We start from the raw sequence: 16,060 nt of genomic DNA on the forward strand, positions 1-16,060 counted from the left end.
TTTAGAACCCTAATCTTATCTCCCATGAGTAAAACTGAAGCATTTAAAAAGCTCCTTGCTGAAGGTCAGGTCTATAAAAAAGATTTCATTGTTTTAGGCACAGGTATGTTAGATGGATACCCTGTTCCTCAGGCTCAGGTGAAGGTTCCTCTAAAAACCATGAACAGACATGGATTGATTGCCGGAGCTACAGGAACTGGGAAGACGAAGACTTTGCAAGTGATTTCCGAGCAGCTTTCACTCAAAGGAATACCTTCCGTGGTCATGGACCTGAAAGGAGATCTTTCTGGATTGGCACAACCGGGTCAATTGAATGATTTTATTCAAAAGCGTTCTGATGTAATAGGAGTAGACTACCAACCCAGTGGTGTGCCAGTGGAATTAATGTCCATTTCAGAAGAAAAGGGAGTAAGATTAAAGGCTACCGTGTCTGAATTTGGACCGGTATTGATTTCCCAGATTTTGGATCTAAATGATACCCAGCAAGGAGTAATCGCCGTTGTTTTTCGCTATTGCGATATGAATTTGCTGCCTCTGGTGGATTTGAAGGATCTGAAAAGAGTACTTCAATTCATTTCGAATGAGGGGAAGGAGATCATTAAGAAAGAATTTGGACAGGTTTCATCGGCTTCTGTGAATACCATTATGCGTAAAATCATTGAGCTGGAGCAACAAGGAGCGGAACGGTTCTTTGGAGAACGATCCTTTGAGGTTCAGGACTTTGTAAGGCAAAAAGATGGGAAAGGCGTGGTATCTGTGATTCGATTGACTGACATTCAAAGCACGCCTAAATTGTTTTCCACCTTTATGCTAAGCTTGCTTTCTGAAATCTATGAAACCTTCCCAGAACAAGGAGATGCAGATCAACCAAAACTCTGCCTGTTTATTGATGAAGCCCATTTGGTATTTTCTACTGCATCAAAAGATCTGTTGGAAAAAATCGAGGCCATCGTAAAACTGATCCGTTCCAAAGGAGTAGGGGTGTATTTTTGTACTCAAACTCCCACCGATGTTCCTGAAAGCATCTTGGGTCAATTGGGACTTAAAGTGCAACATGCCTTAAGGGCATTTACCGCAAAGGACCGAAAGGCCATTACTAAAACTGCGGAAAATTACCCTGATTCCGAGTTTTACGACACCGCAAAAGTGCTCACCCAAATGGGAATAGGGGAAGCTTTGATTACAGCCTTAAATGAAAAGGGAATTCCTACTCCTTTGGCTCAAACCTTAGTGAGAGCCCCTATTTCCAGAATGGATATTCTTACCAATCATGAAATAGATGCCTTGGTCAATCATTCTGATTTAGTCAAGAAATACAATGAAGAAATGGATCGGGAAAGTGCGTTTGAAATGCTGGAAGAGAAATTGAATCAAGTGGAGAAAGAGCAGGAAAAAGCAACCCTTCCGAAACCCTCAATTCCCAAACCCAGACCCAGGGCGAAAGAAGAAGAATCTTTATTTGAGGAATTGAGCAAGAACACCATGGTAAGGCAGTTAGGAAGAACAATTTTTCGGGAATTAACAAGAGGAATCCTAGGTTCATTCACCGGAAGAAGAAGATAGTCATAAGTTCCTTATATTTAATTTGTTATAATTTTGAAAATAGCTGTTATCGGAGGAGGTGCTGCAGGTTTTTTTGCTGCCATTCATGCCAGTAAAAAAGGAAGTTCAGTTACTATTTTCGAAAAGTCACCCAAGTTATTATCCAAGGTAAAAGTCTCTGGTGGGGGCAGGTGTAATATGACCCATAAGCCACTGGAAATCTCCAAATTGGTCAAGAATTATCCCAGGGGTGAAAAATTTCTGAAAAAGGTGTTCCGTCATTTTAAAAGTGAGGATACCATCCATTGGTTTGAATCCCGTTCAGTTCCTTTGAAAGTGGAAGCGGATGGAAGAATGTTTCCCGTGTCGGATGATTCTCAAAGCATAATTGATGCCTTATTGAAGGAAGCTAATCAATTGGGGATCCAGATAAAAACCTCTACTGGAATCAAAGCAATACAGAATCAAGCCAATTCCTTTTTGTTGGAGACCAACCATGGGGAATTAACCTTCGATGCGGTGATCGTGGCTGGAGGTGGTCATCCCAAATTGGAGGGCTATTCATTTCTAAAAAACCTAAAACATTCCATCGTCAGTCCAATTCCTTCCTTGTTTACATTTAATACGCCTCAGGAACCGATCAAGAAATTGATGGGGATTTCCATGCCTGATGCGCATGTGAAAATTGAAGGAACTAAGCTGAATTACCAAGGCCCATTATTAATTACCCATTGGGGTGTATCAGGTCCAGCGGTGCTAAAATTGTCAGCATTTGGGGCAGAATGGCTTCATGAAAAAAAATACCATGCCCGTGCCATCATCAATTGGAATTCAGATTTTAATGAAACCAAGTATTTGGAACATTTAATGGCTTATGCGACATCTCATCCAAATAGAAAGGTCATTAATTACCCCTTGTTTGAGGTTCCCGGAAGGTTATGGGAATACCTATGTAATCGTTCGGAGATTGAATTGAATCAAACTTTCAATGGATTGAGTAAAAAGCAGTACAATAAGTTGGTACAGAACCTTTTTTGCCATATTTTGAACATCGATGGCAAAACAACCTTTAAAGAGGAGTTTGTGACTGCCGGAGGAATAGCTCTACAAGAGGTAAATCCTAATACAATGGAGAGTATGTATCACCCGAATCTATACTTTGCCGGAGAAATCTTAAATATTGACGGAATCACTGGAGGCTTTAATTTTCAGGCTGCCTGGTCCACTGGATATTTAGCCGGAATCTCATCAGTAAATAGCAGTATATGATCAAACTTTACCCTGAGTTAAATCAAAAAATCCTTGAAATCGCAGACGGAGACGAAGAGTTCAAGGTGGAATTAACCAAAGCGATTCATCTTGGTCTAGTTGAATTAAAAACGGTTTATTCAGAAGGCCATGCAGAACAAGATGAGGTGAAAATCCAACAGATACGCCATAAGTTAAAACCTACTCTTGCGATGTTTGAGTTTGAAGACTTGATCGTTGAAATGCAGAATGGAAAAGAAATAGTAGAGTCTGAAGGTTTTACTGATCACTTTTCAAGCCATGTGGTTCAGCTAAACAGTCTTTTGGACAATGCAATTTATAATGTTAGCCTGCTATTAAAATAAAAAAGGAGTCGCACCTGCAACTCCACTTTTTAAATTATTTTTACCCTATGAAGAAAGCCCAAAGGTAACAGGGCCTTTTTTACCGTTGATTACCATAGCATGAACTTCTTGTAAAGGAATTCTTATTTAGTACGATGCCTATTGTTCCTTCCTCTTACCCCGGCCCTCCAGCCTTTTTGTTTAATGGCCACTTAGAAACCATTGTTCCTAGTCTTTATAGAAAAGTAAATGAGGTGGACTATGTGCGTGAACGAATAGATACGCCGGATGGGGATTTTTTGAATTTGGATTGGTCTAAAGTAGGTTCTAATCGTCTATTGATCATTTCACATGGATTGGAAGGAGATTCCAATCGACACTATGTGAAAGGATTGGTAAAGCTGTTTAATCAACAGCAAATAGATGTCATGGTTTGGAATAACAGAACTTGTGGTGGGGAAATCAATGACCTCCCAATCCTCTATCATCATGGTGCAAGCTATGATTTAGATACCTCTATTCAATATGTCTTAAATACAGGAGCCTATACTGATATTTATTTGACTGGAATCAGCATGGGAGGTGCTCAAACTTTAAAATATTTAGGGGAAAAATCCAGTGATCTACCTCGAGAAATAAAGAAGGCGGCAGTCTATTCCACTCCTTGCAACCTTCCTTCTAGTGCAGCCACATTAAAGCTGAAATCCAATACCTTTTATAAAAAGCGATTTTTGGGAAAGCTTAAAAAGAAAATTGCTGCTAAAGCTTCTCAATTCCCAGAACTGATCAATTTAGAATTACTGGAGAAGGTTAAGGATTTTGATTCCTTTGATACGCTTTTTACTGCTAAACTTCATGGATTTAAGGATGCAGCGGATTTTTATCAATCGGTCTCTGCGGATAATTGGATGAAGGACATTAGCATTTCTACTTTGATCATCAATGCAAAAAATGACCCGCTTTTGGGACCTGAGTGTTACCCTATTGAATTGGCGAAGAAAAAGCCTGAAATCTATTTGGAAATGCCTGATAGAGGAGGACATACAGGCTTTTTACTGAAAGGAAATGAATTTACTTGGGCCGAATTAAGGTTGCTTGAATTTTTGATAGGTAAAAACTAAACTTGGAATTGTTAGTTTTGATATAAATTAATAGAACCCCCATGAGAACCCTTTTTTTTGTGGCAGCATTTATTTTGATTTCTGTCACTGCATTATCTATTTACTTCTTTGGCTTCGGATATAGTTTTTTGGCCATTCTTTTGGTATTGCTGGTAGTGGGGCTTTATGATGTGCTTCAAACAAAACATGCGATTTTAAAGAATTTTCCTATTGTGGGACATTTCAGATACATGTTTGAGGCGATTTCTCCAGAGATTCAACAATATTTTATAGAAAGCAATACGGATGGAAGACCTTTTAGTAGAAATTTGAGGTCTTTGGTCTATAGAAGAGCCAAAAATGTAAATGATACACATCCATTTGGAACGCAAAGGGATCTGGGGGGTGAGGAGTATATGGCCTTACGCCATTCTATTTATGCCGTAAAGCCTATTGAGGAAGAACCTAGAATTTCCATTGGAAGTGATTACTGTACCCAGCCCTATTCTGCTTCTATTCTTAATATTTCAGCCATGAGTTTTGGCTCCCTGAGTTCCAACGCGATTTTGGCATTGAATAAAGGTGCGAAAAAAGGTGGCTTCTTTCATAATACAGGAGAAGGAGGAATCAGTAATCACCATCGTGAAGGGGGAGGAGACCTCGTTTGGCAAATTGGAACAGGTTATTTTGGCTGTAGAGATGAAGAAGGAAATTTTGACCCTGAAAAATTTAAGGAAAAGGCGAATTGGCCACAGGTCAAAATGATTGAGATCAAGCTTTCCCAAGGAGCAAAACCAGGACATGGGGGAGTATTGCCTGGGGTCAAAAACACAGAGGAAATTGCCCATATCAGGGGAGTTAAGCCTGGAGAGACCATTTTATCACCTCCCGCACATACCGCATTTTCTGGTCCCAAAGGATTGGTGGAGTTTGTAGGGAAGCTTAGAAAACTGTCTGGTGGCAAACCCGTTGGGTTTAAACTTTGTATAGGCAGAACAGAAGAATTTGTGAATGTCTGCAAGGAAATGGTTGCCCAACATATCTGGCCAGATTTTATTACCGTGGATGGAGCTGAAGGCGGAACGGGTGCAGCTCCATTGGAATTCTCGGACAGTGTTGGTCTTCCTTTGGAACCTGCATTGATTTTTGTGAATGGTACGTTGGAAAAATACCACCTCAGAGAGCATATCCGGATCATAGCTTCTGGAAAAGCGATTTCAGCTTTTTCGATCCTTAAAAACATTGCCTTGGGAGCGGATATATGTAATTCTGCCCGTGGTTTTATGTTCAGTTTGGGATGTATTCAAGCTTTACGTTGCAATACCAATGAATGCCCAACAGGAGTTGCCACCCAAAAGGCCAGTCTGACCAAAGGCTTGGTGGTCAGTGATAAATCGGAAAGGGTCTATAACTTCCATAAAAACACAGTGCATGCCGTCCAGGAATTACTGGGCGCCACCGGTCATACCCATACTTCTGAGATCAGTATACACGACTTAGTGAAGGGAGATGAGATGGTGAAACTGGCCAATCGATATTTCCCGGATACAGTGAATACCCAGGTATAATCAAAGTCCGTATTTCTTATTGAAATCTTTTCAATGCCAATTCAGCCACGGTACCTCCAATGGAAAGTGAGCTAGTAGCTGCTGGAGAAGGAGCATTTAATACGTTGATGGCATGTGCAGACTCCCTGATGGCAAAATCATCCAATAAACCTCCTGTTCTGTCGCAGGCTTGTGCCCGTACCCCCGCACCTCCATCTTCCAAATCAGAAGCTTGAATTTCGGGTATCAATTCTTGAAGCGCTTTGGTAAACGCTGCTTTTGAAAAAGATCTATACAATTCTCCAAAACCCGTTTGCCAATATTTTGCCGCTACTTTTTGAAATCCTGGCCATGCTAAACTTTCGGCCAATTCCGCTAGATTGATTTGGGATTTCTTATATCCCTCTCTTTTGAAAGCAAGCACTGCATTTGGTCCTGCTTCCACACCACCTTTTTTCATTCGGGTATAATGAACTCCTAAAAAGGGGAAATTCGGATCTGGAACAGGATAAATAAGATTCTTGACCAAATACTCCTTCTCTTTTTTCAGTTTGTAATACTCACCTCTAAAAGGTATGATTTTGACATCGATAGGGTCTGATTCATTCATCTGGGCTACCTTATCTGAATAAAGTCCCGCACAGTTGATCACCAACTTACATTGAAATTCCCCTTTTGAAGTTTCGATGTAATTGATATTGTCTTTGTGATTGATAGTTAATACTTTATGATTTAAAAATATTTCCCCTCCAGCTTGTACAATCTTTCTTCCATAGGCAATGGCCACGTTAAAATAGTCCACGATTCCCGTTTGGGGAACGTGGATGGCGGCTACACCGGTACAATGGGGTTCATACTCTTTTAACTCATCAATCGTAATAGACCTGGTTCCGGCCAATCCATTTTGAAGACCTCTTTCAAGCAGATTATTTAAGAGAGGGATTTGTTCATCTTTGGTGGCAACGACGACTTTGCCCGTAATTTCGTAAGGGATCTTTTCCTCTTCACAGAACTGAATCAATTCATGATAACCATTGATGCAGTTGGTCGCCTTTAAGGAACCTGGTTTATAATACAGGCCAGAATGGATCACCCCACTGTTGTTTCCAGTTTGGTGTTTTGCTAGTTGATCTTCTTTTTCCAGGAGGGCAATTTTCAGAGCAGGGTTTGATTGTTGGATTTTTAGCCCAGTGGCCAACCCAACAATTCCTCCACCAACAATGACAATGTCGTAAATCATGCGTCGTTTATTTATGGGGCAAATATACAAGCCCGTTTCTCATTTTCATGAGCTTCATTTCATATCAAATGAAGCAACTTGTGAATTTTTAACAAAACTTGGACAATTACTCCGATAAGAGAATTTATCTTGCAGTTGAAATTGAGCCAGGAACTCTACTACGAATGATCCGCAACCTTCTTTTTTTATTCACCTTCCTGTTATTTTCTGAAGCCTCTGCACAATTTATTGTCCAAGGTAAGGTCACTGATGCTGAAACAGGGGATCCCATTCCATTCGCCTCTGTACTCTTAAAAGGGACTACTTTGGGGATGAATACAGATTTTGAAGGGAACTATTCATTGAGTGCGAAATCATTGCCTGATAGCATTGTGGTGAGCTACATAGGATATTTGACTCAATCCAAACCCCTATCAAATCAAGCGGAACAAACCTTGAATTTCCAGTTGAGGCCAAGTGATTTTCAATTGGAGGCTTTTGTTTTTGAGGCTGGGGAAAACCCGGCATTTGAGATTATCCGGAAGGCAGTAGCAAAGAAAAAAGAATTTGATAAACGTTCCCTAACGGCTTATGAAACAAAAAACTATACCAAGATCGAGATTGATATAGACCATGTAGCAGAAGAGTTTGCACAACGAAAGTCAGTTCGTAAAGTCACCGCAGTTTTGGATAGTATCAAGCAGCTGACCAATGATGAAGGAGAGAAAATCTTACCGATATTTTTCTCCGAAACCCTCTCTAAATTTTATTATCGAAACAATCCCGAATTACGAAAAGAAATCGTGGAGAAGTCCCGAGTGACCGGAGTAGGGATTACAGATGGATCCACCACTTCTCAGATTACCGGTTCGGTGTTTCAAGAGTATAATTTTTACAAAAACTGGTTGAGTATCCTGGAAAAGGACTTTGTTTCTCCCATTGCGGATGGGTGGAAAGCCTTCTACGACTATGATCTAATGGATTCGGTCTTGGTGGGACAGGACAGTTGTTATATGTTGCAGGTGTATCCAAGGAGGGAACAGGATCTGGCTTTCAGCGGAACCATTTGGATCAATAAGGAAACGTATGCACTCAAGCAGGTCGACCTGACGATCCCAAAAGAAACAAATCTAAACTTTGTGGAGCGGATCAAGATTCAGCAGGAATTGGTTCCAACTCCTCCTGGACCATTGATTCCTTCTAAAAGTAGAATCCAAATTAAAATAGGGCAGGTGACTCCCAAAACTGCTGGCCTGTTAGCCAAATTTTATACTTCCTCCGACAGTTTAAAATTAAATGATCCTGCACCCACTTCGTTTTTTAATCAAGCAGTAGTGTTAAAGCCAGATTTCAACACGGGAAATGAAGAATTTTGGAGGGCCAATCGTCAAGATCCATTGAGTTCGGAAGAATTGGCGGTTTTGCAAATGGTGGATACGCTCAAAAGAATTCCAGTTATCCGTTTTTATACTGAAGGACTGAAGTTTTTTGCTACGGGGTATTTGCCTGTAGGTAAAATGGATTTGGGTCCTTGGCCAGGTTTTTTCAACTACAATAATGTGGAAGGGATACGATTAGGGGTTGGCGGCAGAACCAACCTAAAATTCTCTAATAAGTGGTTGTTACAGGGATATTTGGCCTATGGTTTTAAAGATGAACGATTTAAATACACCGGATCTGTAACCCGGGTTTTGGATCGAAACCGATGGACCACCATGCGTTTGGGCTCCCAGCGGGAAATAGAGCAGGTAGGATTGGAAATTGCGAGTTTGGAAGGGAATAGTATTTTCCTTGCTGCAAGTAGGTTTGGTACGCTTAGACGTGCATACATGAGTACCAAACATGAATTGAATTTCCAGCGGGAGTTTTTCAAAGGGTTTTTATTCAGCGCTGCTGTCAATGTGGCTCAGTTTGAACCCTTGTATGATTTCTATTATTTGGATAAAGATACTCGGGATTACCGATCAAGATTTGAGACGACTGAAGCAAGATTTGCCCTTCGTTATGGAAGGGATGAAATCGTCATCATCAATGATAACGAGCGGGTTTCATTTGGACCTTCCAAATGGCCAATAGTCCAATTGAATTATGCCAGAGGGTTGAGATGGCTGGGAGGGGATATCACCTACGACAAACTGAGTTTTTACCTATATCAGCGTCTTAATATGGGGATGCTAGGGGTTTCAAGATATGAACTGGATGCAGGAAAGGTCTTTGGAGAAGTACCCTATCCCATTTTGAAAAACCATTTGGGTAATGAGACCCTGTTTTATACTTCAGCGGCCTTCAATACCATGAATTTAAATGAATTTGCCTCAGATCAGTATTTGAGTTTACGGTACCGACACTTTTTTGAAGGGTTTCTATTGAATAAGATTCCATTGATTAAAAAATTGAAATGGAGAGCAGTGGCTAATGCTAATTTCTTGTATGGATCTGTACAGGATAAAAACGTGGAGAATAGCCCAAACAGGGATCCAAATGGGAATCCACTGGAAACCTTTGGGAGTTTGGACCCTTATGTTCCATACGTAGAATTGGGGTATGGAATCGAAAATATTTTCAAGTTTTTCAGGGTGGATTTCTTTCATAGAATGACCTATTTGGATAATCCTGAAGCGAAGCCTTTTGCAGTGAAAATAAGTGCTCAGATAATTCTTTAATCCTCATTGTTTAGATATAGTTCATTGACTATTTTTATAGTATGAATAGCTTTTGTCAACTGTCCATTTACTTCTTAAGTGGATTGATTTTTTATTCCTGTTCTACTGCTAAAACTTCGGAAAATTCAGTATCGATTGATGATCTGGAAGTCATTAAAATAAACCTTTCTGAAGCTAGAAAAGGGAAACTTTCTGAATTTTTTGAGCCTATGATAGAATATATATGGCTGAAAGATGATTCTGAAGATGCCCAATTGAGCGCTGGATTACACAAGATTCATTTTTATAAAGACAAAATTCTGACTTTGGATATTTATGGCTGCCATTGTATCAAGGTCTTTGATAAATCTGGTCAATACCTCTCAAAAATCCGAGCATATGGAGAAGGTCCAGGGAAATATTTAGACCTGGATAATTTTATGGTTGTCAATGACGAAGTTTTAGTTATGGGGGTTTACCCTCCAAAATTGATTTGGTTTTCTTTGGAAGGTGATTTTTTGAGAGAAGAAAAATTAAAGAGTAATATTACTGCAGGTGTTTTTTTGGATTCTTTGGAACGCTATCATTTTTCAAGTTCTCCTTATAGGACCGAAAAATACATTGTCCATGGGATGAATTCAGATTTTAGGGATACAACAAATTACTTCCCAACTATTGAGGGACGATATTATGGGGATTTTTCAGGTCGTAATAATTATATTCTATCAGGAGAAGACAAGTATTTTACACTTGCATTTCAAGACACTGTTTTTAAACTTAAAGGAGATAATTATATTCCCAAATTAGTTTTTGATTTTGGAAAATATCGTCAGGATTTAGAGGAGTTTAAAAGAAAATTGGATGAGGTAGATCCTATGGTAAGATTAGACTTCTTGAATAAAAAATCAAAACTCTATTTTGTGCCTAACTCATCTTTGATCCTATCTGAGAAATATTTTTTTAGCTCTTTTATGTATGAGGGAATATCTTTCAATGTTTTTTATGATCGAAAAAAACAGGAAACAACGGTGTGGAATTGGGGAATAGAAAATGATCTAGATGAAGGATATAATCCTTATACTATCCAAAGTGTTTTTGATGAAGGCAGGCATGCCGGTTTGAGGATATCTGGTGTTGAACTTTTTGACATGTTGGAAATGAAAAGAGAAGAACTCGGGAATGAAGCCTTTGAAAATTATATCCAAGGAAAAGGGAAAAGGTTTGCTGAAGTGGCTACTGCTGCCAAAGAATCTGAAAATCCTGTATTAATTATTTATACTGTGAAGAAATAAGCATTCTTTTTTGGATTCCCTTCCATTATATTTTTTGGTTGCACCTGCTATTTGCATATTTGCATCTTAAACCAAATGCCCTCTTGTATGGGTAGAGAATAAATACACATGTCACAACAAATCAACATTACCCTTCCGGATGGCTCCGTGAAGGTGTTTGAAAAAGGAACATCAGGACTACAGATTGCTGCCAGTATCAGCGAGGGTTTAGCCAGAAATGTTCTAGCTGCAAAAGTAAATGGTCAAGTTTGGGATGCCACTAGACCTATCAATCAGGATTCCAGCATCCAACTATTGACCTGGAATGACTTAGAAGGAAAAAATACTTTTTGGCATTCTTCCGCCCACTTGTTGGCCGAAGCATTGGAAGCACTCTATCCAGGAATCAAATTCGGAATCGGTCCTCCGATCGAAACCGGTTTTTACTATGATGTGGATTTCGGAGATAAAACCTTGGATGGTGCAGAATTGGAAACCATTGAGAAAAAGATGGTGGAGCTGGCCAGACAAAAGAATGAATATGTTCGAAAGGATATTTCCAAGGCTGATGCGGTAAGTTATTACCAAGAAAAGGGAGACGAGTACAAACTGGACCTTTTGGAAGGCTTGGAAGATGGTACCATTACTTTCTACCAGCAGGGTAATTTCACAGATCTTTGTAGAGGACCTCATATTCCTAATACTGGTTTTATCAAAGCGGTAAAGCTGACCAATATTGCTGGAGCCTACTGGAGAGGGGATGAAAACCGTAAAATGCTCACTCGTATTTATGGAGTGACTTTTCCAAAAGCCAAGGAACTTCAGGAATATTTGACCCTATTGGAAGAAGCTAAAAAGCGAGACCATAGAAAGCTTGGAAGAGAATTGGAATTATTTACTTTCTCTGAAAAAGTAGGCATGGGATTACCACTATGGTTGCCAAAGGGAACTTTATTGCGTGAACGATTGATTAATTTCATGAAGAAGGCGCAGGATAAATCCGGTTACCAACAAGTGACTACGCCTCATATTGGCCATAAGGTTTTGTATGAGACTTCTGGACATTATGAGAAGTATGGAAAAGATTCTTTCCAGCCAATAACTACTCCACACGAAGGAGAGGAGTTTTTGCTGAAACCCATGAACTGTCCCCATCACTGCGAGATTTATAAGCATAAGCCGCATTCCTATAAAGAATTACCAATTCGTTATGCGGAATTTGGAACAGTTTATAGATACGAGCAAAGTGGTGAATTGCACGGATTGACCCGTGTAAGAGGCTTTACTCAAGATGATGCCCATATTTTCTGTAGACCCGATCAGGTAAAAGATGAGTTCATCAAAGTCATTGATTTGGTGTTGTATGTATTCAATGCATTAGGCTTTGAAGACTATACTGCTCAAATTTCATTGAGAGATCCCGTAAATCCTTCCAAATATATTGGAGGAGATGAAGCTTGGAATAAAGCAGAATCAGCGATTATTGAAGCAGCTGCTGAAAAAGGATTAGAAACTGTCACTGAATTGGGAGAAGCAGCGTTTTATGGCCCTAAACTTGATTTTATGGTCAAAGATGCCTTGGGTAGAAAATGGCAGTTGGGAACTATCCAGGTAGATTATCAGTTGCCAGAACGTTTCCAATTGGAATATATTGGGTCGGATAATCAAAAGCATAGACCGGTGATGATCCACAGAGCACCATTTGGTTCTTTGGAGAGATTTGTTGCCGTTTTAATAGAACATTGTGCGGGTAATTTCCCATTATGGCTTGCTCCTGAGCAAATTAATATTTTGCCTATTTCTGAGAAGTATGTAGATTATGCTGAGGAAATCAAGAATATCTTGGATGAAGCAGGAATTACTGGTTCAATTGATAATCGTGATGAGAAAATCGGTCGAAAGATTCGTGATTCTGAGGTGAAAAAAGTGCCGTTTATGTTAATTGTAGGTGAAAAAGAGAAGGAGGAGCGGAAACTTTCAGTGAGGAAACATGGTCAGGGTGACCTGGGTAACTACTCTCCGGAGGAGTTTATTAATTATTTTCAGGGAATAATTTCTTCAGCTTTAAGCAGATCAGAAACAGCTAATAATTGATTGTGCTTTTCTTAATTAGAAATATTTCCGATATTTGCAGGCAATTTCATAAAAACAACCTAATCAAACTTGAGAAACAATAGACAACCGTATAGAGGTAGACAAGAAGAACCTTATAAAGTAAACCAGAAAATCAGAGCTCGTGAAGTAAGAGTTGTTGGTGAATTCGTAGAGGGCGGCAATGCGCTGCTACCCACTGACAAAGCAATTAAACTGGCTCAGGAAAATGACCTGGACCTTGTAGAGATTTCTCCTAATGTTGATCCTCCCGTTTGTAAGATTCTTGATTACGCAAAGTTTAAGTACGAGCAGAAAAAGAAACAAAAGGAAATCAAGGCCAATGCAGCGAAGGTTGTTTTGAAAGAAATTAGATTCGGTCCTAATACGGATGAACATGACTTTAATTTCAAAGTAAAGCATGCGATCAACTTCCTGAAAGAAGGAGCAAAAGTAAAGGCTTACGTGCATTTCGTAGGTCGTACGATTGTTTTCAAGGAAAGAGGAGAGATGCTTTTATTGAAATTTGTTCAAGCTCTGGAAGAATATGGGGCGGTAGAGCAACTTCCTAAGATGGAAGGAAAGCGTATGAACATCTTTATTGCACCGAAGGCAGGAAAGAAATAAATTTCAACTAAATAAATACAGCAAAATGCCAAAAGTAAAAACCAAATCAAGTGCAAAGAAGAGGTTCGCTTTAACGGGAACCGGCAAGATCAAAAGGAAACACGCTTTCAAAAGCCACATCCTTACCAAGAAATCTACTAAAAGAAAGAGAGAATTAACCAAAACTGGTCTAGTTCATACTTCTGACGAAGGTAGAGTAAAAGACATGTTGAGAATCTGATCAACCTGTTTCATTAATTAATTAAGGTTTATTTATTCACCAGACACTTTGGTACACAAGATCTCAGGTAAACTGGGACACCAAGCGTCAAAAAACAAAAAACTATGCCTAGATCAGTAAACGCGGTAGCGTCAAGAGCAAGAAGAAAAAAAGTGCTAAAGGCCACTAGAGGTTATTTCGGAAGAGGTAGCAACGTTTGGACTGTAGCCAAAAACAAGTACGAGAAAGGACTTCAGTACGCTTACAGAGACCGTAAAGCGAAGAAAAGAGAATTCAGAGCATTATGGATTCAGCGTATCAACGCCGGTGCTAGAGAGCACGGTGTGTCTTACTCTCAATTAATGGGATTATTGAAGAAAGCAGAAATCGAATTGAACCGTAAGGTTCTAGCTGATTTAGCTATGAATCACCCAGAAGCATTTAAAGCTGTAGTTGAAAGAGTAAAATAAGGTCGCACTATCTTATTTTGCAGAAGCCTTCCCTCGGGAAGGCTTTTTTTTGTTGACTGCCAGCTAATTATTGACATTTTTTTTACCTTTTGGTTGTTGGTACTTACATGAATACCCTATGAACCCAAGGCCTTATTGCTTTTTTTTCCTGTTTTTTCTCGTTACTCAACTTTTGGTTGCCCAGACGAAAATTTTTGATCGCTTTGAAAAAGGATTCATAAGCTCCAAAAGCTATGAAAATCCACTATATGAAGTCAATTCTTTCGAAATTACGTTTACCTCTCCATCAGGAAGGAAAAAGACGGTCAGAGGCTTTTGGGATGGAGATAACAAATGGAAAGTTCGGTTTATGCCGGATGAACTTGGACTATGGACTTTTGAAAGTTCCTCCTCAGATCAGAGCAATTCAGGTTTGCATGGAATAAAAGGAGAATTTGATTGTGTGGAGAATGACAGTGAACTTGATCTATTCCAAAAGGGCCCCATCATTCATCAAAAGGGATCCTATCATTTAAGTCATTTGAATGGGTTCCCATTTTTTTGGACTGCAGGTACTGCTTGGAATGGCGCATTAAAATCCACGGATGAAGAATGGGATTTTTACCTGAATCACCGGGTCACTCACCACTACAATACGATCCAATTGGTAACTACCCAATGGAGAGGAGGAACCACCAATGCAGAAGGAGAGGTTGCGTTTACAGGATCAGGAAGGATCATCCTAAACCCAACATTCTTTCAAAGAATTGACCAGAAAATTGAGGAAGCCAACCAAAAAGGGTTGTTGGTGTCCCCTGTGGTTTTATGGGCCTTGCCTTTTGGGCAGGGAACTGAGTTTAGTCCTGGTTATTATCTACCCATCCGGGAAGCGGTTTTATTGGCGAAATATATTGTTGCCAGGTATCAGGGAAATCATGTGGTATGGAACCTGGGAGGAGATGGGAAGTATTATGGGGATCTGGAAGACCGCTGGAAAACAATCGGAGCTGCGGTTTTTGGAGAAGGAAAGCATCAGGGATTAGTCACCCTTCACCCGCATGGGACTTCCTGGATTGGGGACCTGTATGAGGATCAGGCTTGGTATGGACTGTATACCTATCAATCTTCTCATTCAAAAGCCCAGAATACTGTGGATTGGATCACGAAAGGACCTGTTTCTGAACATTGGTCAATGTTAAGGCCTTTGCCTTTTATCAACACCGAGCCTCTTTATGAGGAAATTCGTGCGGATGCCACAGCTCAGGATCTTCGGAATGCATGGTATTGGAGTATTTTCTCTGCACCTGTGGCAGGTATTACCTATGGAGCCAATGGGATTTGGCCTTGGCTGAGAGAGGGGGAGGACATCGAAAACCATGGACCTTCTGGAAAAGTCAGTCGTTGGAAAGAAAGTTTGGAGTTAGATGGAAGCATTCAGATGGGATATTTGTATGAATTTTTCAATGGATTGGAATGGTGGCGTTTGAAGCCTGCATCCAATTTATTAAGGGATCAGCCAGGGGACAGCACATTTAATCAATTTGTAAGTATTCTTTCGGATGCTGACCAATCTATGGTTTTGGTTTATACACCGGTTCGACAATCATTTCATTTTTTCCCATTATCTGGCACTACTTATCAGGCAAAATGGTTCGACCCCAAATCCAATAAATACTTGGACTTAGGCAGCGTGTCAGGAATGGGGGATTTGGAATTTGAAAGTCCCTTTGAAGAAGATGCCATATTGGTTTTGGAGAAAAAGAGGGATTGATTCTACAGGA

General features: G+C 39.9%; 13 protein-coding genes. 12 read left to right on the forward strand and 1 reads right to left on the reverse strand.

Going from position 1 to position 16,060, the window contains the following annotated elements; genetic code table 11:
* Positions 1–24: 24 nt before the first annotated feature.
* The 5 genes from BUR11_RS06690 to BUR11_RS06710 all read left to right on the forward strand — a co-directional run bounded on the left by BUR11_RS06690 (position 25) and on the right by BUR11_RS06710 (position 5,802).
* Entirely contained in the window at positions 25–1,563 is a 1,539-nt protein-coding gene (locus tag BUR11_RS06690) for a helicase HerA-like domain-containing protein (protein WP_074224005.1), read from the forward strand.
* Positions 1,564–1,596: 33 nt separating this feature from the next.
* Complete coding sequence (locus tag BUR11_RS06695; RefSeq protein WP_074224006.1) at positions 1,597–2,811, forward strand: BaiN/RdsA family NAD(P)/FAD-dependent oxidoreductase; 1,215 nt, start codon at positions 1,597–1,599, stop codon at positions 2,809–2,811.
* Positions 2,808–3,155 carry a hypothetical protein gene (locus tag BUR11_RS06700; RefSeq protein WP_074224007.1) on the forward strand — a complete coding sequence of 116 codons (348 nt, stop codon included), beginning with the start codon at positions 2,808–2,810 and terminating at the stop codon, positions 3,153–3,155. The genes BUR11_RS06695 and BUR11_RS06700 overlap by 4 nt, the downstream gene beginning before the upstream one ends.
* Positions 3,156–3,289: 134 nt before the next feature.
* Entirely contained in the window at positions 3,290–4,255 is a 966-nt protein-coding gene (locus BUR11_RS06705; RefSeq protein WP_074224008.1) for a YheT family hydrolase, read from the forward strand.
* Positions 4,256–4,296: 41 nt separating this feature from the next.
* The gene (locus BUR11_RS06710; RefSeq protein ID WP_074224009.1) at positions 4,297–5,802 is read left to right on the forward strand and encodes an FMN-binding glutamate synthase family protein; all 1,506 of its coding nucleotides are present in this window, start codon (positions 4,297–4,299) and stop codon (positions 5,800–5,802) included.
* 16 nt (positions 5,803–5,818) lie between these two features.
* Here the strand turns inward: BUR11_RS06710 and lhgO are convergent, their stop codons facing one another.
* Positions 5,819–7,021 (reverse strand): L-2-hydroxyglutarate oxidase, encoded by a 1,203-nt coding sequence (gene lhgO, locus BUR11_RS06715; protein ID WP_074224010.1) that lies wholly within the window; start codon positions 7,019–7,021, stop codon positions 5,819–5,821.
* Between the two features lie 164 nt (positions 7,022–7,185).
* Here lhgO and BUR11_RS06720 point away from each other — a divergent pair, with 164 nt between their 5' ends.
* The 7 genes from BUR11_RS06720 (at position 7,186) to BUR11_RS06750 (ending at position 16,050) form a co-directional block, all read left to right on the forward strand.
* Positions 7,186–9,663: a DUF5686 and carboxypeptidase-like regulatory domain-containing protein gene (locus tag BUR11_RS06720; RefSeq protein WP_074225154.1), complete on the forward strand. Its 2,478-nt coding sequence runs from the start codon at positions 7,186–7,188 to the stop codon at positions 9,661–9,663.
* Between the two features lie 41 nt (positions 9,664–9,704).
* Complete coding sequence (locus BUR11_RS06725) at positions 9,705–10,934, forward strand: 6-bladed beta-propeller (RefSeq protein ID WP_084560881.1); 1,230 nt, start codon at positions 9,705–9,707, stop codon at positions 10,932–10,934.
* A 108-nt stretch (positions 10,935–11,042) separates the two neighbouring features.
* Positions 11,043–13,007, forward strand: a complete 1,965-nt coding sequence (gene thrS / locus BUR11_RS06730) for a threonine--tRNA ligase (RefSeq protein ID WP_074224011.1) — start codon at positions 11,043–11,045, stop codon at positions 13,005–13,007.
* Positions 13,008–13,076: 69 nt separating this feature from the next.
* Positions 13,077–13,631, forward strand: a complete 555-nt coding sequence (infC, locus tag BUR11_RS06735; protein WP_074224012.1) for a translation initiation factor IF-3 — start codon at positions 13,077–13,079, stop codon at positions 13,629–13,631.
* A 25-nt stretch (positions 13,632–13,656) separates the two neighbouring features.
* Positions 13,657–13,851 carry a 50S ribosomal protein L35 gene (gene rpmI / locus BUR11_RS06740; protein WP_074224013.1) on the forward strand — a complete coding sequence of 65 codons (195 nt, stop codon included), beginning with the start codon at positions 13,657–13,659 and terminating at the stop codon, positions 13,849–13,851.
* 104 nt (positions 13,852–13,955) lie between these two features.
* Positions 13,956–14,300, forward strand: a complete 345-nt coding sequence (rplT, locus tag BUR11_RS06745; protein WP_026951716.1) for a 50S ribosomal protein L20 — start codon at positions 13,956–13,958, stop codon at positions 14,298–14,300.
* Positions 14,301–14,418: 118 nt separating this feature from the next.
* The gene (locus BUR11_RS06750; RefSeq protein WP_074224015.1) at positions 14,419–16,050 is read left to right on the forward strand and encodes an apiosidase-like domain-containing protein; all 1,632 of its coding nucleotides are present in this window, start codon (positions 14,419–14,421) and stop codon (positions 16,048–16,050) included.
* Positions 16,051–16,060 lie beyond the last annotated feature (10 nt).

Source organism: Algoriphagus halophilus (genome assembly GCF_900129785.1).
In the GTDB taxonomy this organism is placed as follows: domain Bacteria; phylum Bacteroidota; class Bacteroidia; order Cytophagales; family Cyclobacteriaceae; genus Algoriphagus; species Algoriphagus halophilus.